Raw genomic sequence first — 20,048 nt, 5'->3', positions numbered from 1 at the left:
CCATGTTCTTCACCCCCAGCCTCACCGCACTCATCGGCCACGCCGCCTGGTGGCCCGGACACGGCGACCGGAGCACCGAGACCACCCCCGCATCCATCCCCCACCAGCCCACCACCGACGAGGACCAGATCGCGCACGGCCCCTCGGGGCGTCGTAGCTAGAGTCCGCCTTCGAAGAGCGGATCCCGCTCCGAGCGGGATCGACACGAGCTGGACCGCCGCTTCCCAGGAAGCGGCGGTCCTGTCGTATCCGCACTCGACGCGTCGATGGCGTCAGCGCGACGAACCGGCGATCCGGTCGAGCCATTCCTCCAGCAGGCCGCGCTCCCGGTCGGTGAGGTCGGTGGTCTGCGGGAGGACGGCCCGCAGGGCGACCGCGGCGGTGACCGGACCGGGAGAGACAGGCTCCGGCGTGTCGGTGGTGATGGCGGCGATCACCGCCTCCCGGGCCAGGACGGACAGCTCCGGGTCACGGCGTTCCACGGGCATGGAGATCAGGGTGAGGGTGGTGCCGCTGCCCGCGGCGTGCACGAGGTGGGCGGCGCGCTCCTCGCTGACGCGCAGGCGGCCCGCCCCGGCGATCCGGCGGATGAGCCCGGCCAGCAGCTCGGCGCCGGCAAGGGCGGCCGGCGGGGTCTGCGAAGCGGGGCGCGGCTCGTTCATGACCAGGTACAGAGCAGGGTTGGCCAGACCGAAGCCTACGTGCACATCCCAGCCGGTACGCAGGTCTTCCACGGGGTCCTCGGTGGGCTCCCGGGTGGTCTTGGTGTCCAGGTAGGCCCTGAAGCCCTCGGCCGCGACCGCGTCGAGCAACCGCACTGCGCAACGGTTTCTACGCGTCCACCACGGCCATGCTGCTCGGCGCCGCCCTGAAGACGGGCGAACTGGCCGCGCCGCAGGACGGCCCGGTCTCCTGGACGGCCCACGCCGACCAGGCCGAGGCAGCCGCGATCGCGCTCGCGGAGGAGGGCCGCTTCGACGGGCCGACCCCACCCCTCACCGGCGCCCGTTCCCTCGGCCTCGCCGACATCGCGCAGATCGCCTCCCAGCTGACCGGGCGTCCCATCAAGCGCGTCGTCGTGAGCGACGATCGCTACCGGGAGGACCTGGTCTCCCATGGCGTGCCCGGAGCCCAGGCCGACATGCTCCTCGGGATGTTCGCCGCCTGCCGCCGGGGCGAGTTCGCGCCGACGGACCCCGCGCTCGCCGACCTCATCGGCCGGCCGCCGACTCCGCTGGAGGACGTCCTGGAGGCGGCGCTGGCTCCGGCGCGCTGACCCGCACCCGGACCAGGGAGAACGAGGGGCTCCGCACGCCTCCCGCACCGGCCGGCGCACCGCAGCCGCACCCCTCACCGCCACGTACGCTGCTCCCGTGCCCGCCTCTCGTCTGCATCGCGTCGCCGTCCTTGTCCTCGAAGGGGCGAAACCACTCGATGTCGGCATTCCCGCACAGGTGTTCACGACCCGCGCGAGCATGCCGTACGAGGTGCGGGTGTGCGGTGCGGCGCCAGGCCTCGTGACCGGCGGCGACGGCCTGTCGTACCACGTCGCCCACGGCCTCGACGCGCTCGCTTGGGCCGACATCGTCTTCGTCCCCGGGTACCGCTTTCCCGACCGCGAGGACCCGCCGGGCGCCGTCATCGACGCGCTGCTCGCCGCCCATGCCCGGGGCGCACGGCTGGCCGCCATCTCGACGGGTGCCTTCGCCCTCGCCGCCACGGGTCTGCTCGACGGCAGGCGCGCCACGACGCACTGGCATTACGCACGGGCGCTGGCGGCGAAGCATCCGCTGGTCCAGGTCGACGAGAACGTGCTGTTCGTCGACGAGGGCAGTGTGCTGACATCGGCCGGCGCCGCCTCCGGCATCGACCTGTGTCTGCACATCCTGCGCGGCGATCTCGGGGTGGCCACGTCGAACCACGCGGCCCGCCGTCTGGTCGCGGCCCCCTACCGCAGCGGCGGTCAGGCACAGTACGTGCCGCGGAGCGTGCCCGAACCACTGGGTGAGCGGTTCGCCGCCACCCGCGAGTGGGCGCTGCACCGGCTCGACGAGCCCCTCACCCTCGACGTGCTCGCCCAGCACGCGGCGGTGTCGCCGCGCACCTTCTCGCGGCGCTTCGCCGACGACACGGGGTACACGCCGATGCAGTGGGTCATGCGCGCCCGCGTCGACATGGCACGTGAGCTGCTCGAACGTTCGGAGCGCAGCGTCGAGCAGATCGCCGCCGACGTCGGTCTCGGCACCGGTGCGAATCTGCGGCTGCACTTCCAGCGCATCCTCGGCACCACGCCGAGCGAATACCGGCGCACCTTCACCCGCGGCGAGTAGCCGGCCGCGCGCCACGCCTGGCGCGATCCTTTCGAACCGTGGCGATCACGCCGCTGTCAGGGGCGGATGCGGCCCGCGAACCTGGTCACGAACAGAAGGGACAGGACTCATGACTCGCATCGCCATCAACGGATTCGGCCGCATCGGACGCAATGTGCTGCGCGCATTGCTCGAACGCGACAGCGCTCTTGAGGTCGTCGCCGTCAACGACCTCACGGAGCCCGCCACTCTGGCACGGCTGCTCGCCTACGACACGACGGCCGGGCGGCTCGGCCGGCCGGTGTCCGTCGAAGGGGACGTCCTGGTGGTGGACGGCCGTCGCATCACCGTGCTCGCCGAGCGCGAACCGGCGCAGCTGCCGTGGGCCGAACTCGGTGTGGACATCGTGCTGGAGGCGACCGGCCGGTTCACCTCGGCCGAGGCCGCCCGCGGGCACCTCGGTGCGGGCGCGAAGAAGGTCCTCGTCAGCGCACCGTCGGACGGCGCCGACGTCACCCTCGCCTTCGGGGTGAACACCGACGCGTACGACCCGGACCTGCACACGATCGTCTCCAACGCCTCGTGCACGACCAACGCGCTTGCGCCGCTGGCCGCGGTGCTCGACGAACTCGCCGGCATCGAGCACGGCTTCATGACGACGGTGCACGCCTACACGCAGGAACAGAACCTGCAGGACGGCCCGCACCGGGACGCCCGCCGGGCGCGCGCCGCCGCCGTCAACATCGTGCCGACCACGACGGGCGCCGCCAAGGCGATCGGTCTCGTCCTGCCGAACCTCGACGGCAGGCTGTCGGGCGACTCGATCCGGGTGCCGGTTCCGGTGGGCTCGATCGTCGAACTCAACACGACCGTCGCCCGCGACGTGACACGCGAGGACGTGCTGGCGGCGTACCGCGCTGCGGCCGAGGGCCCGCTCGCCGGCGTTCTCGAGTACTCGGACGACCCGCTCGTCTCCTCCGACATCACCGGCAACCCGGCCTCGTCCATCTTCGACTCGGCCCTCACCCGGGTCGACGGCCGGCACATCAAGGTGGTCGCCTGGTACGACAACGAGTGGGGCTTCTCGAATCGCGTGATCGACACCCTCGAACTCCTCGGCACCAACTGACGGACACCGGGCGGGCCCGCGGCGAAAGACGGTGCTGCAGGCGGATCGTCCGTGGCGCAAAAACGCTCTGGCTCCTCACCGTACGGAGTGATCGAATCGGTGCTCGATTGCATTCCAGAGGTGGGGAGCTTGCGTGACTGCCGTGTCGTACACGGATCTGCACCGGCGATGGGCCGCGAAGATCGAGGCGGAGCGGCATGCCGCACTCGCCCTCCTGGGCCGGTCCGCGCCCTCGGTCCGCACGGTCGTCACCGGACTCCTGGAGCACCGCACCTTCAAGTACCCCTTGTCGGTCCTGCCGTTGATCGTCCACGCCGCCGAGACGGGAGCCCTCGAACCGGCACTTCCGCTGGCTGTCGTGCACGAGCTGTGGTGGACGGCGGCCTGCTGCCTGGACGACCTGGCCGACTCTCAGGGGTCCGGCGACAGCAGTGACCTCGACACGAGCGAGGCGCTCCTGGCCACCGTCATTGCCGGAACCCCCCTTCCCCTCCTGGTCGTTCAGTCGGACCGGATACCGACGCCGGTCCGCGGCCTTCTGTCGGCGGAAATCGTGCGGTGCTGCATGGGCGCGGCCGAGGGGCAGCTGAGAGACCTGCGCGGACGGGCGGACGCGGTCACACGCACGTCGGTGGCAACGGCGTACCTGGGCAAGTCCGGCGCCCCCTTCAGCATGATCACCGCCATGGCCGCGGAACTGGCGGGCGCGGAGAAGGGGCGTGTGGAACGGTGGCGTGAGTTCGGCGATGTGTTCGGCGTGCTGTGGCAGGTCTTCAACGACCAGGAGGACATCCTGTCCGGCCGCAACGAGGACCTTCTGAACGGCACCGTGACATATCTGTTCGCCTGCGCACTCGAAGAGGCTGAGCCCGAATCGGCGGAGCGTGTCATGGCTCTGCATTCCGCCGCGAGAAACTCCGCGTGCGCCCGGGCGGAACTCACCGACTTCCTGCTCGCGCCCGCGGCTCTGCGCCGCTATGAGAAGGACATCGACGAGTTCCGCGACCGCGCCCACCGTATTCTGGACGAACTCGGCGGCCACGAGCCGTATCCGGGCGTTCTGCGGGACCTCGTGGACCAGTCGTCCCGCATGCTTCTGCCCACCGGTGCGGACGGCCTGCTGCGCGGGGGGCTCCCTGGTCACCGCGAGGTACCGGTCAGCCGAGGATGAGGGGGAGCCTCGTGGCGTGATCCGGACGGCCGCTCGAAGTCCTCGTCGGGGAGTCAGGCGGCCGCCGTGCGCCATGCCGTCCGAGAGCGTGAGAAGAGATCTCAGAGCTTGGCGCCGAAGTCCTGGGTCCACCACGGGCCGCCCGAGCCTTTGTGGACGCCTACGCCGATCTCCTTGAACGAGCAGTTGAGGATGTTGGCACGGTGGCCGGGGCTGTTCATCCAGGAGTCCATCACGGCCTGCGGGGTCTGCTGCCCCATGGCGATGTTCTCCCCGTAGGTGGACCAGCGGTACCCCGCGGCGGTGATGCGCTGCCCGGGGTCGGCGCCGTCCGGGTTCGTGTGGTCGAAGAAGTTCCGGGCGGCCATGTCGTCGGAGTGACCCTGTGCGGCCTTGTCCAGCTGGGAGTTCTCCGTGAGCGGTCCGCACCCGGCGGCCGCCCGCTCCTTGTTCACCAGCGCGACCACCTGCGCCACGGTGCCCGACGGGGCCGGCTGTGCCGGCGGTGCGGCCGGCGCGGTCTGCGCCGGCCGGGCGGACCGCACGGGAGCCGACGCGCTCTTCTTCGCCGGGACAGGGGTCTTCTTGGCACCGCTCTTCGTCTTCGATACCGACGGCGAGGGTGTCGTGGAAGCAGAGGGAGTGGCGGACGGTGTCTCCACGGCACGGGACGCGGAGAGGTCGACGACGGGGTCGCCGGCGGCCCGTGCGGCGGTCGCCCCGTCGTTCCCGGCCCCGCCGCCGTCCGTTCCGAAGTACCAGAGGCCGCCGCCCGCAACGCAGGCCGCCACGACGGCGCCGCCGACGGCCCGGCGGCGGATGCGCCGGCGCCGGCGGGCCTCGCCCCGGGAGGCCGTCCGGCCCCGCGCGGTCCGGTGCCCGGCCGCCGGACCCGTGCCGGCGTGGTCTGCGGACGCGTCCGCACGGAACGCCGCGCCGGCCATCGCCGTCCCGCCCGTGGCAGGACCCGTCCTGGCCAGCAGCGCGGTCGACACCGCGACCAGCGCCAGTCCGGCCAGCAGTCCCTCCGCGGGCATCAGCCCGCTCCACAGTCCGGAGCAGCGCACACAGCCGCGGGCGTGCCGGGCTATTCGCTTGCGCCACAGCGCCGAGGGGCGGCCGTCCCAGGAGGCCAGCACGCCCCGCAGTTCCTCGCAGGGCGGCTGCGCGTCGAGCGCCCGTACCACCACGCGGGCCGCCTCCAGCTGCGCCTTCATCCGCTGCACCCGGACCGCGGTGTGCTGAGGCGACAGTTCCAGGGCCGAGGCGACCTCACCGCGGGTCAGTTCTCCGGCGCACTCGAGCCACCACAGCGAGAGCAGGCCTCGGTCCTCCGGCTCCAGCCAGCGTGTCGCGCGTGCGGTCTCCTGGCGCTGGCCGGACAGTTGCAGCTGCACGATGGTCAGGTCCACGAAGTCCGCGCCCGGATCGGCGAGATCCTCGGCTTCCTCGACGGCGGCCGCGGGGGACTGCCGGTCCTGCCAGTGCGCCCGGACCTGGTTCATCGCGATGGCCACGAGCCATGAGCGGAAGCTCTCGGGAGTGCGCAGACCGTCCAGCGCGTCCAGGGCACGGAGCATGGTGTCCTGCACCACGTCGTCGACATCGACCGAGCCGTTCAACGCACGTCCCACGATGTTGTAGACCAGCGGGAGGTACGCACTGACCAGGGCGTCCTGGGCCTGCGGGTCACCCGCTCGGGCAGCGGTCACCAGTGCCGCCGACTCCACCGTGTGCTGTGTGCTCATCAAAAGCTTCCCTGTCCTCGATGCCGAACTGTGCTGTCCGATACCTGGGAGACCGCTGAGCAGGTCCCGGATAACGGTTATTCGGACACTCGTTCCGTGAGAGGTTCGTCGTACCGGCCCCGCCGTCGCAAGGGGGGACGTCACAGCAGGGGGAGGAAACCGGAGGCGGGCGCCGCCCCGGAGGACCCGTGAGGCAGGCCCGTGCCCCGCCGCCCCGAGGCCCGAATCGGGAGAAACGGTCATGTCTCGGTCGAGGAAGACCATCTGTTCCAAGTCGAGCAGGACGGACGGGCTCTAGCGGCACAGTTCGTCGCCCAGGGCCGTCCTCCGGTACCGGACGGTGCGGCCGTTGCGGGTGCGGCTGAGCAGGCCGGCGTCGTAGAGGACGGCCAGGTGCTGGCTGACCGCGCCGGGGGTGACGTCCAGGCGGTGGGCGAGTTCGGTCGTGGAGGCCGGTTCGGCCAGCAGGCCCAGCAGGCGGGCGCGGGGGCGGCCGAGGAGCCGTATCAGGGCGCGGTCGGTGACCGGCGGCGGCGCCTCGGAGAGGGTGGCACGGCCGCGCGCCGGATAGATGAGCATCGGCGGGCGTGTCGAGTCGAGGACCGTCTGGGCGCCGCGGGCGAAGAGCGTCGGCATCAGCACCAGACCGCGTCCCGCGATGCGGATGTCGGCCGACGGCCAGGGAGCCGTGTCGCCGGTACGGGTCAGCCGCAGCTGGTCGCCGCTCCACACCAGCCGCGGGTCGAGCCCGGAGAAGAGGGCCGCCGCCCCGTGTTCCGCCAGCACCCGTGCCTGGTGGGCCAGATCGGCCTCCAGGATGCTGTGCACGCGTGGCCACCAGCCGTCGCTCAGGCAGGTGTGCCAGTAGGCGTCGAGGGCGTCGGCGAGCCGGGCGAGGAGGCCGGCCGGGTCCGCCAGACCCCGCACGACGACCGGTGGGAGCGCGTCGCCGGTGCGGTATGTGGCATGGAAGTCGGCGATGACGACGTTCGGCGGGGTGCGGCGGACCTGGTCGAGTTCGTCGGCGAAGACCGGCCGGGCGCGCACCGGGCGCGGGCTGAGGAAGTCGGGCACCCACAGCCACGGAGCGATCAGAGCGGTGAGCAGCTCATGATCGAGGCTCTCCAGACGCGGGTGGATGCGGCGCAGCCACGGCCGGTGGTGCGGATACCGGGCGGGGTCGTGCAGACAGCGCAGCGAGAACACCGCCTCCTGCAAAGGAGAGTAGGCGAAGGAGGTGGTGGCGAGGTCACCGACCGCGAAGCGGAACTCGATCATTGAGCACTACGCTAAATCATTGTCGGACGTGAGCAGACACCGGTTTTGCTGTCAGGCATGACCACGACACCAGTCTCACACGCCTCCGACCAGGACGGCAGCCCCGAGCCGGAGCGCGCCACCCGGGCCGGCGGGCTGCTGCCGGCCGACCCGGCACTGCGGCTCGCCACCGTGCTGACCGCCGTGAACTCCCTCGGCAACGGGCTCTACTTCCCGCTCGGTGTCCTGTACTTCACCCGCATCGTCGGCCTCGACGCGACCGCGGTCGGGCTCGGGCTGACGGTCGCGGGTCTGGTCGGCGTGGCCGCCGGGATACCGGCCGGGCGGGCCGCGGACCGGTGGGGCGCCCGGCGGGTCGGCGCGCTGCTGTGGGGCGGCACGGGCGTCGCCATGGCGGCGTACGCCATGGTGCACTCGTACGCCGGGTTCCTCGTCGCGGTGATCTGCGCGACCGGGTTGCAGGCGGCGAGCCGCGCGGTCCAGGGCGCGTTGTACGCCGACGTGCTGCCGGCCGCCACCCGGGTGGAGGCACGGGCGTATCTGCGGATGGTGACGAACGTTGCGATGGGGATGGGCGGAGCGGTGGGCGCGGTCGCGCTGCAACTGGACTCGCGGGGCGCGTACTTGACGGTGATCCTGCTGAACGCGCTCTCCTCCGCGGGTCCGGCGCTGCTGGTGCCTCGGCTGCCGCTGGCGCCGCATGTGGGCGAGCGCGCGGCCCCGCGCGCCGACGCTCCGGCCCAGGATCGCTGGCGGGCGGTGCGTGACCTGCCGTTCCTGGCGGTGACCGCGCTCAACGCGGTGCTGGTCGTGCAGTACACGCTCGCCGAGGTCGGACTGCCGCTGTGGATCGTGGAGCGGACCGAGGCGCCGCGCTGGACCGCGGCCCTGCTGATGATCGTGAACTGTGTGCTGGTGGCGCTCCTTCAGGTGCGGGTCGCCCGCCGGGCCTCCCGAGTCCCCGGCGCGGTACGGGCGATGGGCTGGTCGGGGCTGCTCCTGGCGGCGTCCTGCGCGGTGTACGCCGTGTCCGCGGGCCTGTCCCCCGTGTGGGCGGTGCTGTCGCTGACCGCCGGAGCGGTGGTGCAGGTCTTCGCCGAGGTGCTGTCGGCGGCCGGCGGCTGGACCCTCGGCTACGAACTCGCCGACGCCCGTGCGCACGGCGTCTACCAGGGCGTGTTCGGCGCGGGCATGTCGGCCGGGATGATGGCCGGACCCGCCCTGGTCACGGTCACCGCGATCGCCCACGGCACACCGGGCTGGGCGGTGCTCGGTGTGGTGTTCGCCGTGGCCGGCCTCGCCATGGCACCTGCCGTGCGCTGGGCGCAGCGGGACGGCGCCTGGCGGGGCGAATCGGCCTGAGGCGCCCGCCGGGGGACCGAGGCGCCGCGCTCCGGCCCCCGCGGCGGTGCGTCCTGAGGGGCGGTGTCCTCAGAAGCCGAGGTCGCTGAGGCCGGGGTGGTCGTCGGGACGGCGGCCCAGCGGCCAGAAGTACGCCCGGTCCGACTCGGCGATCGGGAGGGTGTTGATCGAGGCGTGGCGGGTGTGCATCAGCCCGTGCTCGTCGAACTCCCAGTTCTCGTTCCCGTAGGAGCGGTACCAGTTCCCGGCGTCGTCGTGGTGCTCGTAGGCGAAGCGCACCGCGATGCGGTTGCCGTCGTGGGCCCACAGCTCCTTGACGAGCCGGTAGTCGAGCTCGGTGTTCCACTTGCGGGTGAGCAGCGCGACGATCTCTTCGCGGCCGGTGGCGAACTCGGCGCGGTTGCGCCACCGGGAGTCCACGGTGTAGCCCAGCGAGACCTTGTGCGGGTCGCGGGTGTTCCACGCGTCCTCGGCCAGGCGGACCTTCTCGATCGCGGTCTCCCGGGTGAACGGCGGCACCGGCGGGCGGGTGGCGTCGGTCATGTCGGCTCAACTCCCTCGGACTGCGGACCCCAGGTCCGGCGAGTCCCTTGCACCAGAATGAGAACGAGCGTTCTCGCAATACGCATCACCCTAGAGAACGTACGTTCTCCATGCAAGGGCCCTCGATGGATGTCGGGCGATCGGCCACAGCGCCCCTCGCCGTCGCACTCGGGTCCGACCACCGGGCAGAAGGTGCCGCCCACCCGCTGCCGCGCAGGCCATGACACCGGCGGACGCTTTGGTTCCGTGACATCCGTCACGCCACCGTGCGATCTAGGCGCACCTGATAGTAGATGCCGCTCTCTCGACATATGGGATTTGTCCGGCTTGGCATGGGTGCCGATCGCCTCAGCCCCGGGGGCACTCCGGCCATGCTGGGACGTCACCCGTTCTCCGAGACTGGAACGGCTTCTGGCGGGGCGTCAGCACAGGGGCCGGGAGGCCGGCACCGGACCGGCACGCTCCACAGTTCATGACAAGCGTTTCCCAGGTCTACTAGGCACAGTAGTACGCAGGCTCTTTGCGCTCCCTTTGAAGCCGTCCTAACAATGACGACCCGCACAGCGTCTCCGCAGCTCAGAAGCGGGGTCCGCGCAGAGCCGGCCGCACATGGGGCTCGGCGACTACCGGGTGAGGTCACGCATGGCAAAGCATCGCAAGAAGCAGCACTACCGGCGGATGGTCATAGCCGCGGTCGCCATGGGTGCCGTGGGCATACCGTCCGCCGCCATGGCCTGCGCGAACTGGCCGGACACCGGGGAGCAGCAGCCCGACCCCGCGGTGACGGACGCGGCCACGGCCTGGCGGAACGCGCTCCCCGGCGATCACTCGTGGGAGGCCCTCAAGGAGCATCACCACCGGGGTCATCACAGGAAGCACCACAAGCCCGCCGAGCCCGCTCCGGTGACGTCGAAGACTCCGAGCGCAGCTCCGAGCACTCCGAAGACCGCCGAGCCGGCAAAGCCCAAGTCCAGCCCGTCCACCGGCGCCCCCAAGCCCACCGCCACCGCGACGACCGCGGCACCGAGCGCTCCCAAGGCCACCCCCGCCGCACCGAGCGCGCCCAAGCCCACCTCCACCGCGTCCGGGGTCGCCGCTCGCATCGTGCAGCTCGTCAACGCAGAGCGGGCGAAGGTCGGCTGCTCCGCCCTGACCCTGAACGCGACCCTGACCAAGGTGGCGCAGGCGCACAGCCAGGACATGGCGGCCCACCAGAACATGTCGCACACCGGCTCCGACGGGTCCGACCCCGGTGACCGGATCACCCGGGCCGGCTACACCTGGAGCACCTACGGCGAGAACGTCGCCTACGGCTATGGCACCGCCGAGCAGGTCATGGCGGGCTGGATGGCCAGCCCCGGCCACCGGGCCAACATCCTCAACTGCTCGTTCAAGGAGATCGGCGTCGGTCTCGCACAGCCCGACAGCTACTGGACCCAGGACTTCGGAACCGCCCGGTAGGACAACCTCCTGAGATCGCCCCCTCGGGTCAGGACTCGGGGGGCTTGATCCACCCCAGGGACCGCTCGACGGCTCGCTGCCAGTTGTCGTACTCCGACGACCGCCGGGCGGGGTCCATGTCCGGGAGCCACCGGGCCGCCGGGTGCCAGTTGCGGCGCAGGACTTCCAGGTCCGGCCAGTATCCGGCGGCCAGCCCGGCGGCGTAGGCGGCGCCCAGGGAGACCGTCTCGGCGACCATGGGCCGCACCACGGGCACATCGAGCACATCGGCCACGAACTGCATCAGCAGGTTGTCCGCCGTCATGCCGCCGTCCACCTTCAGCTCCCTGAGCGTGACCGAGGAGTCGGCGTTCATCGCGTCGACGACCTCGCGCGTCTGCCAGCCGGTGGCCTCCAGCACGGCCCGGGCCAGGTGACCGCTGGTGATGTAGGAGGTGAGGCCGACGATGACGCCGCGTGCGTCGCTGCGCCAGCGGGGCGCGAACAGTCCGGAGAAGGCGGGAACGATGTAGCACCCTCCGTTGTCCTCGACCGTCCGCGCGAGGGTCTCGATCTCCGGGGCACTGCTGATCAGTCCCAGGCGGTCGCGGAACCACTGGACCAGTGAGCCGGTGACGGCTATCGACCCCTCCAGGGCGTAGATCGCTTGCTGGTCCCCGATCTGGTAGGCGACGGTCGTCAGGAGTCCGTGCCGGGACCGTACGACATCGGTGCCGGTGTTGAGCAGCAGAAAGCTGCCCGTCCCGTACGTGCACTTCGCCTCGCCCGGGGAGAAGCAGGTCTGGCCGAAGAGGGCGGCCTGCTGGTCGCCGAGAGCGGCCGCGATGCGCAGGCCCGGCACGGGCGTGCGGGCCTCGCCGTAGGTCTCGGCGGACGACCTGATCTCGGGCAGCATCGGACGGGGCACGCCGAAGAAAGCCAGCAGCTCCTCGTCCCAGGCGCGCGTGTGGATGTTCATCAGCATGGTGCGGCTGGCGTTGGTGGGGTCGGTGATGTGCAGGCCGCCCTCGGCTCCCCCGGTGAGGTTCCAGATCAGCCAGCTCTCGATGGTGCCGAACAGCACCTCGCCGTCCTTCGCGCGCTGTTCCAGCCCCTTGACGTGGTCGAACAGCCAGCGGATCCGCAGAGCCGAGAAGTAGGTCGAGGGCGGCAGGCCGCACCGCTCCAGGAAGAACTCCTCTCCGGGCCGCTGCCTGAGATCCTCGACCAGCGGCGCCGTGCGGGTGTCCTGCCAGACGATCGCCCTGCCCAGGGGCGCGCCCGTGCTCGGGTCCCAGAGCACCGTCGTCTCGCGCTGGTTGGCCACACCGGCGGCGGCGACCTGGTCCGCGGCGAGGTTCGCGCCGGACAGGGCCTCGGGTATGACCCGTTGCAGGTTGTGCCATATCTCCACGGCGTCGTGCTCGACCCATCCGGGTCTGGGGAAATGCTGCTGGTGTTCCCGCTGGGCGACCGACACCAGCCGTCCGCCGTGGTCGAACAGGATGCATCGGGTGGAGTTGGTGCCCTGATCGATGGACATGACATATCGCTCAACCATATGAACGGGTCCTCCTTCCGATGGGTCGAGGGGCGGGGAGGGGCCTACCAGCGCGCGGCGCCCAGGTCTCTGGAGATCGCCCGTGCGGCCTCACGGATCAGGGTGATCAGACTCGGTCTGGGCCGGCCTTGGCTGTCGCAGATCCTCTCGACGGGGCCGGACAGGCCGATGGCGCCGACGACGAGGCCGCCATGGCCGCGGATCGGCGCGGCGAGCCCGGCCTCGCCCATGCTCATTTCCTGGACCTCGGCCGCCCATCCGACCTCCCTGACCTCGGCGAGCGCCTGGGTGAGCCGCTCCGGAGAGGCCAGCGTGTGCCGGGTGTACGTCTCCAGCCCCGTGTCCAGGACCTCGTCGAGGGGAGCGGTCCCATAGGCCAGCAGCACCTTGCCGAGCGAAGAGGCGTGCAGGGGCAGCAGCGCGCCCACGTCCAGGGTCTGAAGCGAGTCGTCGGGCCGGAACACGTGGTGGACGACCAGCACCCTGCCTTCCAGGGGGGTGCCCAGGCGGACCGCTTCCCCGCTCCGGGCGGCCAGGGCGTCGGCCCAGTTGATGGAGCGCGACCGCAGCTCGTTGACGTCGAGATAACTGGTGCCCAGGTGCAGCAGGGCGGCCCCGAGCTGGTACTTTCCGGTTGCCGCGTCCTGCTCGACGAAGTCCACGTGCTGGAGTGTGCGCAGGATGCCGTGGGCGGTTCCCTTCGCCAGCCCGAGCGAGGACGCCACCTCGCCGAGGCCGAGTCGGCGGGGCCCGCCGGCGAGCAGACGCAGGATTGCCGCCGCCCGTTCGATCGACTGGACTGGGCCGGCCATGAGGCGAGCCTATATCCGGCATGGGCGTTTTGCTCCGTTGGAAGGCGTTGCCGGGGCGGCGAAGGGCATCCGCGTTCGGTAATGCCGACCACGATTCATTGACCGACCCGAAGGGGCTTCCTAACGTGCTTGACAGCCCGGCACATGAGCCGAGGCCCGGCGCCTCACCGGCGGCGCTCACCCCCAGGAGTCAAGATGGCGGTACAGCTCAACACGCTGCTTCGGGAGGCTCGCGAGGACGTCTGTCCCATGCCGCCCGTCGCCGGCGCCGTCTCGGCCGCACGCCGACGCGCGCGGGCGGTCCTCGCCGACTGGAACGTGTGCCCGGACATCGTCGACGACGCCCTGCTGGTGGTGTCGGAACTGCTGACCAACGCGATCGTGCACGCCCTGCCTCCGACGGTCCTGAGACTGTCGTGGGTGCGGCGCGACGGGCTGGGCACCCTGCGCATCGAGGTCACCGACGGGGGACCCGCCTTCCCGGCGGGACACCCGTGCACGGCGATCGACCCGGACGAGCACGGCCGGGGCGAGGAGATCGTCCACGCGCTGGCCGACTCGCACGGCATCCACATCCGCCGCACCGGATTCACGCGATGGGCCGAACTCGTCGCCGCCTGACACGTCACGCATCGCACTCGTCACCGCCCGACACAGCACGCACCACACTCATCACCGCCCGCACAGCACGCACCACACTCATCACCGCCCGCACAGCACGCACCACACTCGTCACCGCCCGGCACCGCACGCACCACACTCCCCCCGACAGAGCACGCTTCCACCGGATCCGTCAGGTACGACACCGCAGACTCCCGCCGGCGGCGCCCGACCGGGCCGCGTCAGGCAGTAGCCAGGCCGGGTCAGGCAGATATCAGGCCGGGCGGGGCAGAGGTCAGGCCGGCCCGGGCGGGCAACCGTGCTGCCGAGGCCCGTCAGGGACGGTCAGGCAGAAGGCGACGGAGGCGGTCGCCGGGCCGTCGGAAGCGCTCCCCCGGCATGCGGAAGGAGCTGGACCGCCCCGGATTCGCCGGGGTTCCGGTCCCCTGGCCGGTCCGGCCTCCACCGGCCCGGCCCACGGCCACGGACCGGGAACGGGACACCACGGACGCGGCTTCGTGGCCGGCATCGGAGAGCGACTGCGGCCCAGCCGGTGCGTGTGCCTCCGGCTCGAGGCCGGCCGGGTCCGCCGGATCAGCCCCGGCCGGCCCCTCCGCGGTCTGCCGGCGGAGCAGCAGCAGCGCCGCGTCGTCGTGCAGCCGGCCGCCCACATGCGCCTGCAGCTCGTCATGGAGCCCGGTGAGCGTACGTGCCGGCTCATCGCAGACGTGGCGCGCCACCCCCTCGACCAGCGGGTAGAACTCGCGGGCGTGATCGCGGGCCTCGATGACCCCGTCGGTGTAGAGCAGCAGCTGGTCCCCCTCGGCGAAGGACAGCCGCTGGAGACGGGGTCCCTCGGCCGCGAGGGCACGCAGTCCGAGGGGCGGGGCGGGATGGGTGGGCTCCACGGCCACGACGCGCCCGGAGGCGGAGATGAGCAGCGGAGGCGCATGTCCGCAGTTGACCACCTCCAGCTCGCCCGTCCGTGCGTATCCGGCGACCACGGCGGTGACGAAGTCGTCGGGCCCGAGGTTGCGCGCCAGACTCCGCTCGATCCGCTCCACGACGGCGAGCAGATCGGGCTCGTCGTAGGCAGCCTCGCGGAAGACACCGAGGACGAGTGCGGCGGTCCCCACGGCCGGCAGCCCCTTGCCGCGCACATCGCCGACGATCAGCCTGATCCCGTGCGGGGTGGGCACCAGGGCGTAGAGGTCCCCGCCGATACGGGCCTCCGCAGCCGCTGCGCTGTAGCGGACCGCGACCTGGAACGGGCCGACGGTCTCCGGGACGGGCTGGAGCAGCGCGTGCTGGGCCGCCTCCGCGACCGAGCGGACGGCGGCGAGCACCCGCTCCCGCCGGTCCCGCAGCGCGCCGGCCAGGCCGCTGGCCAGGGTGACGGCCATCGGAGCCGACAGGACGGCCGCCAGCTCGCCGCCCGGGACCCCGTGCCTGGTTCCCAGCACCGCACCGAGCAGCGTGGCGAGAAGACCGACGCAGAGAACACCCCGGGGCCCGTTGGTGGTGGCGGCCAGCGCGGGCCCGGCCGCCAGCAGCGGCAGCCAGATCGTCCCGGCGCCGCCGACGAGGTCGACGAGCACGATCCCGGCGACGATCAGCACCGGCAGCACACGCATCCCGGTGGCCGCCTGCGCGGCGACGCGGCCGGTGACTCGGTTCCGGTACGGCCGCTTCGGCCGGTGACCGCCAGTACGGTCTCGGGAATGACTCATGATCGTCGAATATCCCCATCTCTGCGCAGTGCCACCGTCGCTACGCAGTGCCACTCCCGACATGTCCGATTAATCCAGGAAAGCGGCTGGGCGCGGTCTCCTCAAGGAGAGGGATTTCAGATAGTGAGCGAGAGGCTCCTGGTCACACGGTTCGCGATCGGGATCAGTCGCTCCCGGATCTCCGGGATCCGGTGGAGCCGCTCCGACGGCACGGAGACGCCGAGCGAGCCGAGCGTGTCGCCGCGATAGACGGGCACCGCGACGCACACCGTGCCGAGGGCGTACTCCTCGAGGTCGGTGACGGCCGGGGCCATGGGGTCGGACTCCAGCCTCCGGAGCAGTTCCGCGAGACTGGTGATGGTGCGCGGCGTGAGATCGGCCAGGTGGTGCCGGGACAGGTAGTCCCGCCGGGAGGCCTCGTCCAGCTCGCGCAGCACGGACTTGCCCAGCGCGGTGGCGTGCCCGGCGTCCTCGAACCCCACCCACAGATCGACCCGGGGCGCGCGAGGGCCGTCGACGATCTCGGCGACCCTGATCTCGCCCTCCTCGTAGAAGGTGAGGTAGGTAGCGGCAGCGAGCTCGTCCCGCAGCGCGGCGAGCGCCGGACGGACCCTGCTGAGCAGGACCTGGGTGCCGCCCGCGCCGTGCAACGTCTGCACCTTGTCGCCCAGGACGAAGCCGCCGTCGTCCAGCTTCCGCACGTACCCGTCGTGGACCAGTGTCCGCAGCAGGTGGTACGCGGTGGCCAGAGGCAGGCCCGTCTCCCGTGCCAGCTGCTTGGCCGGCGCGCCGTTCACATGCGCGCTCACCGCCTCCAGCAGGCGGAAGGCCCGCTGGACGGATGTGATGAGCGTGGGTCCGTCGGGAGCGCTCATAGGCCCAGCGTGCCCCTGGCATCCGGCCCAGGCAAGGCAAGGCGGGCCGCGGCTCAGCAGGCGGTTTCGCCGAGCCGCCCGGGCCGGGCCCTGCCGATGCTCCCGGCGCCCGGTCCCGCCCCGGCCCGTGCCCGGTCGACACACATGCGCCCGCCCGGTGCAGGCTCGTGCACATGCCTCCCTTCGATAAGGTGATCTTGTAGCGCCGCCCTTGCGCCCGCCCTGCCGGTCATCGGGCGGCACGGCGCAGCTTGTCGTCGAAGGTGAAGGGACGCACGTGGGACTGCTTCTGGCGGACCGCTACCACTTGGACGAGCCGCTGGGGCGCGGCGCCATGGGTGAAGTGTGGCGGGCCACGGACCGCACCCTGGATCGCGCGGTGGCGGTGAAGCTCCTGCGTACGGAGGACGCGGTGGACACGGAGCGCTTCCGTCTGGAGGCGCAGACGGCGGGCCGTCTCCACCACCCCCATGTGGTCGGCGTGTACGACTTCGGCTCCCACCACGGCCGGCTCTACCTGGTGATGGAGCTGATCGACGGCTGGACCCTGGCCCAGGAGCGCTCCCTGCGCGGCACCCTGCCGGCGCACGAGGCGGCGGCCGTCACGGCGCAGATGGCGGCGGGGCTGTCGGCCGCACACGCCCAGGGCGTGGTCCACCGGGACGTCAAACCGGCCAACGTGATGCTGACCTCCGACCGCACCGTGAAGATCACCGACTTCGGTATCGCCCGCTTCGCCGACGACGGTGCCGGTACGCTCACGGCCACCGGGAAGGTCCTCGGCACCGCCGACTACCTGGCTCCCGAACGCGCCCTCGGCCGCCCCGCGCAGCCGGCCTCGGACATCTACTCCCTGGGCTGCGTGCTGTACGAACTGCTCACCGGCCGACCGCCGTTCCGCGGTGCGAACACCCTCGCGGTGGTACAGCAGCACGTGGACGCCGCGCCCGTCCCGCCCTCCCACCTGCGCGCCGGCATACCGAGCCCCCTGGCAGGTTTCGTCCTCGGCATGCTGGCCAAGGACCCCGCGCAGCGCCCCACCGCGGAACGGGCTGCCGCCTGGCTGGCCGGAACCCGGTACGAGAACCCGCCGCAGGACATCCCGGTGGCGCCGCCCGCACCGCCGGCGCCGCCCGCCCACCGGGCCGTCGGCGGCCGGCGGGGCGCACGCTCCCGGGGGAGAAACCGGGGCCGGGCCACGCAGGCCGTGCTGGGCGGGGCGGGCGTGCTGCTGTTCGCGGCGGCTGCGGCCGTCGGCGCGAACCTGAACTCCTCCGACGGCACACCGTCCTCCCCCGCCCCGTCCGGCTCGACGCCCGTCGAGGGGTCTCCGCTGTCCGACGTACCGTCGGCGGCCGCCTCCTCCCGACCGGCGGAGCACCGCGAGGACGGTGACCCGCAGGGGCACTCCGAGGAGCGCCATCGGCAGGGCAGGGAGAGGGAGCGGGGCAGGCACGGAGAGGACCACGGAGAGGACTGAGTCCCCGCGGCCCGGGCCCGGGGTGCCCAAGACTTCGGCCGGCCCAGGGTGCCCAGCACCTCGACCCGGGACGGACAGCACCTCGGCCCGGTCGGCTCAGGAAGTCCCATGCGGCCCCTCGGTCATATGGCGGGTCGGTCACATGGCGGGCGGCCATGTCCGCGTGCTTGCCATTTCGGAATCATGAACAATCCTCACGTTTCCATGGACTCCTCCATGGGCTGCTCCTATGGTCTCGGGCGGCGCGACCACTGTCGTACGCATCCGAGGAGCCGCATGTCCCGCAGGACACTCAGCCGTGCGCTGGCCGTCACCCTTGCCCTGGCGGCGGCCACAGCCGTCACCGGACCGACGCCCGCGCAGGCGGACCCCATCCCCGAGGCCCCCGGGCACCGGCTGGTCGACGCCTACGACGGCGCCCCGGCACCCGCGCAGCCCGTCCCCGGTGAGCAGCCCCCGCAGCATCCGTACCTTGCGGCCAACGGGCGCAGCGGCATGCACGCCGACGCGTGGGGCAGCGCCACCTACCCGTGGAGCGGCCCGCTCGGCAACCGCCCCCGGGTGAGCAGCGAGCGGATGGCGCTGCTCGGCGGGGAATGCGCCAACGTCACCTTCGACCGGGACGGGCGGATCGTCACCGTGTGCGGTACGTTCACGGGCTTCCTGGTCAAGCTGCTCGACCCGCACACCCTGGCGACGCTGGCCGAGTACAAGCTGCCGCAACGGCCGTCCACCGTGGAGGCGATCACCCGCCTGGACTTCTCCCGGATCTTCAAGGACACCTCCGGCGGCGCCTACTCCTACCTCGACGACCAGGACCGGCTGGTCCTCGCCGACTCCCGCCAGCACCTGTTGCGGCTGGCGCACCGGCAGAAGCCGGACGGCAGCTGGGAGTTCACCCTCACCGACGACTGGGACCTGACCGCGCACGTCCCGCACGACTGCGTCACCTGGACCAATCTGCACCCCAGCGGAACCTGCGACCCCGTCACCTCGGTCATGCCCGACTGGACGGGCCGGATCTGGTGGGTCACCCGGCAGGGCCGCGTCGGCACGGTCGATCCCGCCACCGGCGCCGTCCGCTCCGTCCAGCTGCCCGGCGAGGAGATACAGAACTCCTTCTCCGTCGCCGAGGACGGCATGGCGATCGTCTCCGACCACGCGCTGTACGACTTCACCGCCACGGCCGACGGCACGCCCCAGGTGCTGTGGCGGGAGACGTACGACCGGGGCACCGGCACCAAGCCCGGTTCCGTCGACCAGGGTTCCGGGACCACGCCGGACATCTTCGGCGACGGCGGCAAGTACGTCGCCATCACGGACAACGCCGATGACCGCATGCACGTCCTCGTGTACCGGCGCGGCGCCGGCGTCCCCGCCGGCCGCCGCCTGGTCTGCGAGGTCCCCGTCTTCGGCTCCGGCGCCTCGACCACCGACAACTCCCTGATCAGCTGGGGAAACAGCCTGATCGTGGAGAACAACTACGGCTACGAGAACATCACCTCGCTGACCTTCGGGCGCAGCGTCGTCGGCGGTGTCACCCGGATCGACGTCAATGAGGACGGCAGCGGCTGCAAGACCGTGTGGGAGAGCGGCGAGCGGTCGCCGTCCACGGTGCCGAAGCTGTCCACCGGCAACGGCCTGCTGTACCTGTACACGAAGGACCCGAACCCGCTCGGCATCGACGCCTGGTATCTGACCGCCGTCGACTTCCGCACCGGACGCACCCGGTACAAGCAGCTCGTCGGCACCGGCATCGGCTACGACAACAACTGGGCCCCCATCACCATCGGCCCCGACGGCACCGCCTACATCGGCGTGTTCAACGGACTCGCCGCCGTCCACGACAGCGACTGAGCCCCACGACACCGGCCGGCCCCACGGCCGCGATGATGCTCCGCACCGGTCCGCCCACCGGTGCGGGGCACTCGGTCCCCGCGGCGTCGGTCTCCGCACCGCCGGGCATACGTCGGTCTCCGCGCCGCCGGGCCGGCGTCGGCCTCCGCACCA

Annotated in this window: 16 protein-coding genes and 1 pseudogene; 9 read left to right on the top strand and 8 right to left on the bottom strand. The window is 71.8% G+C overall.

Features of this window, described 5'->3' with window-relative positions; all coding sequences use genetic code 11:
- Positions 1-272 precede the first annotated feature (272 nt).
- Positions 273-818 carry a TetR family transcriptional regulator gene (locus tag ACZ7P3_RS36840; RefSeq protein WP_472088467.1) on the bottom strand — a complete coding sequence of 182 codons (546 nt, stop codon included), beginning with the start codon at positions 816-818 and terminating at the stop codon, positions 273-275.
- 32 nt (positions 819-850) lie between these two features.
- Here ACZ7P3_RS36840 and ACZ7P3_RS36835 point away from each other — a divergent pair, with 32 nt between their 5' ends.
- The 4 genes from ACZ7P3_RS36835 (at position 851) to ACZ7P3_RS36820 (ending at position 4,609) form a co-directional block, all read left to right on the top strand.
- A complete protein-coding gene (locus ACZ7P3_RS36835; protein ID WP_472088465.1) occupies positions 851-1,276 on the top strand; it encodes a Rossmann-fold NAD(P)-binding domain-containing protein in 426 nt (141 codons plus the stop codon).
- 97 nt (positions 1,277-1,373) lie between these two features.
- Entirely contained in the window at positions 1,374-2,330 is a 957-nt protein-coding gene (locus ACZ7P3_RS36830) for a GlxA family transcriptional regulator (RefSeq protein WP_472088463.1), read from the top strand.
- Between the two features lie 109 nt (positions 2,331-2,439).
- Complete coding sequence (gene gap, locus ACZ7P3_RS36825) at positions 2,440-3,438, top strand: type I glyceraldehyde-3-phosphate dehydrogenase (RefSeq protein ID WP_472088461.1); 999 nt, start codon at positions 2,440-2,442, stop codon at positions 3,436-3,438.
- Positions 3,439-3,571: 133 nt separating this feature from the next.
- Positions 3,572-4,609: a polyprenyl synthetase family protein gene (locus tag ACZ7P3_RS36820; RefSeq protein WP_472088459.1), complete on the top strand. Its 1,038-nt coding sequence runs from the start codon at positions 3,572-3,574 to the stop codon at positions 4,607-4,609.
- 101 nt (positions 4,610-4,710) lie between these two features.
- On the opposite strand, the gene ACZ7P3_RS36815 is transcribed toward ACZ7P3_RS36820, so the two are convergent.
- Together ACZ7P3_RS36815 and ACZ7P3_RS36810 are read right to left on the bottom strand one after the other, a co-directional pair.
- Complete coding sequence (locus tag ACZ7P3_RS36815; RefSeq protein ID WP_472088458.1) at positions 4,711-6,357, bottom strand: sigma-70 family RNA polymerase sigma factor; 1,647 nt, start codon at positions 6,355-6,357, stop codon at positions 4,711-4,713.
- A 294-nt stretch (positions 6,358-6,651) separates the two neighbouring features.
- Positions 6,652-7,635: an ArsR/SmtB family transcription factor gene (locus ACZ7P3_RS36810; protein WP_472088456.1), complete on the bottom strand. Its 984-nt coding sequence runs from the start codon at positions 7,633-7,635 to the stop codon at positions 6,652-6,654.
- A gap of 57 nt (positions 7,636-7,692) precedes the next feature.
- Between ACZ7P3_RS36810 and ACZ7P3_RS36805 the strand changes: the two genes are divergently transcribed.
- The gene (locus ACZ7P3_RS36805) at positions 7,693-8,997 is read left to right on the top strand and encodes an MFS transporter (protein ID WP_472088455.1); all 1,305 of its coding nucleotides are present in this window, start codon (positions 7,693-7,695) and stop codon (positions 8,995-8,997) included.
- A 69-nt stretch (positions 8,998-9,066) separates the two neighbouring features.
- Here ACZ7P3_RS36805 and ACZ7P3_RS36800 read toward each other — a convergent pair whose 3' ends face one another.
- Positions 9,067-9,540, bottom strand: coding sequence for a nuclear transport factor 2 family protein (locus tag ACZ7P3_RS36800; RefSeq protein ID WP_472088454.1), 474 nt, complete (start codon positions 9,538-9,540; stop codon positions 9,067-9,069).
- 642 nt (positions 9,541-10,182) lie between these two features.
- Between ACZ7P3_RS36800 and ACZ7P3_RS36795 the strand changes: the two genes are divergently transcribed.
- Positions 10,183-11,001: a CAP domain-containing protein gene (locus ACZ7P3_RS36795; protein WP_472088453.1), complete on the top strand. Its 819-nt coding sequence runs from the start codon at positions 10,183-10,185 to the stop codon at positions 10,999-11,001.
- A 28-nt stretch (positions 11,002-11,029) separates the two neighbouring features.
- Here ACZ7P3_RS36795 and glpK read toward each other — a convergent pair whose 3' ends face one another.
- Together glpK and ACZ7P3_RS36785 are read right to left on the bottom strand one after the other, a co-directional pair.
- Positions 11,030-12,541: a glycerol kinase GlpK gene (gene glpK, locus ACZ7P3_RS36790; protein ID WP_472088451.1), complete on the bottom strand. Its 1,512-nt coding sequence runs from the start codon at positions 12,539-12,541 to the stop codon at positions 11,030-11,032.
- A gap of 44 nt (positions 12,542-12,585) precedes the next feature.
- A complete protein-coding gene (locus tag ACZ7P3_RS36785; protein ID WP_472088450.1) occupies positions 12,586-13,353 on the bottom strand; it encodes an IclR family transcriptional regulator in 768 nt (255 codons plus the stop codon).
- Between the two features lie 195 nt (positions 13,354-13,548).
- On the opposite strand from ACZ7P3_RS36785, the gene ACZ7P3_RS36780 reads away from it, so the two are divergent.
- Entirely contained in the window at positions 13,549-13,974 is a 426-nt protein-coding gene (locus tag ACZ7P3_RS36780; protein WP_472088448.1) for an ATP-binding protein, read from the top strand.
- 593 nt (positions 13,975-14,567) lie between these two features.
- Here the strand turns inward: ACZ7P3_RS36780 and ACZ7P3_RS36775 are convergent.
- Together ACZ7P3_RS36775 and ACZ7P3_RS36770 are read right to left on the bottom strand one after the other, a co-directional pair.
- Positions 14,568-15,683: pseudogene (locus ACZ7P3_RS36775) on the bottom strand (PP2C family protein-serine/threonine phosphatase); the annotation flags it as partial.
- A gap of 116 nt (positions 15,684-15,799) precedes the next feature.
- On the bottom strand, positions 15,800-16,558 hold the full coding sequence (locus ACZ7P3_RS36770) for an IclR family transcriptional regulator (RefSeq protein ID WP_472088447.1): 759 nt from the start codon (positions 16,556-16,558) through the stop codon (positions 15,800-15,802).
- Between the two features lie 277 nt (positions 16,559-16,835).
- Between ACZ7P3_RS36770 and ACZ7P3_RS36765 the strand changes: the two genes are divergently transcribed.
- Entirely contained in the window at positions 16,836-18,038 is a 1,203-nt protein-coding gene (locus ACZ7P3_RS36765) for a serine/threonine-protein kinase (protein WP_472088445.1), read from the top strand.
- A gap of 276 nt (positions 18,039-18,314) precedes the next feature.
- A complete protein-coding gene (locus ACZ7P3_RS36760; RefSeq protein ID WP_472088444.1) occupies positions 18,315-19,895 on the top strand; it encodes a hypothetical protein in 1,581 nt (526 codons plus the stop codon).
- Positions 19,896-20,048 lie beyond the last annotated feature (153 nt).

Source organism: Streptomyces sp. NPDC107581, from assembly GCF_055657175.1.
Note: the sequence above shows the minus strand (reverse complement) of the source record. Positions and strands in the feature narration are given on the sequence as shown.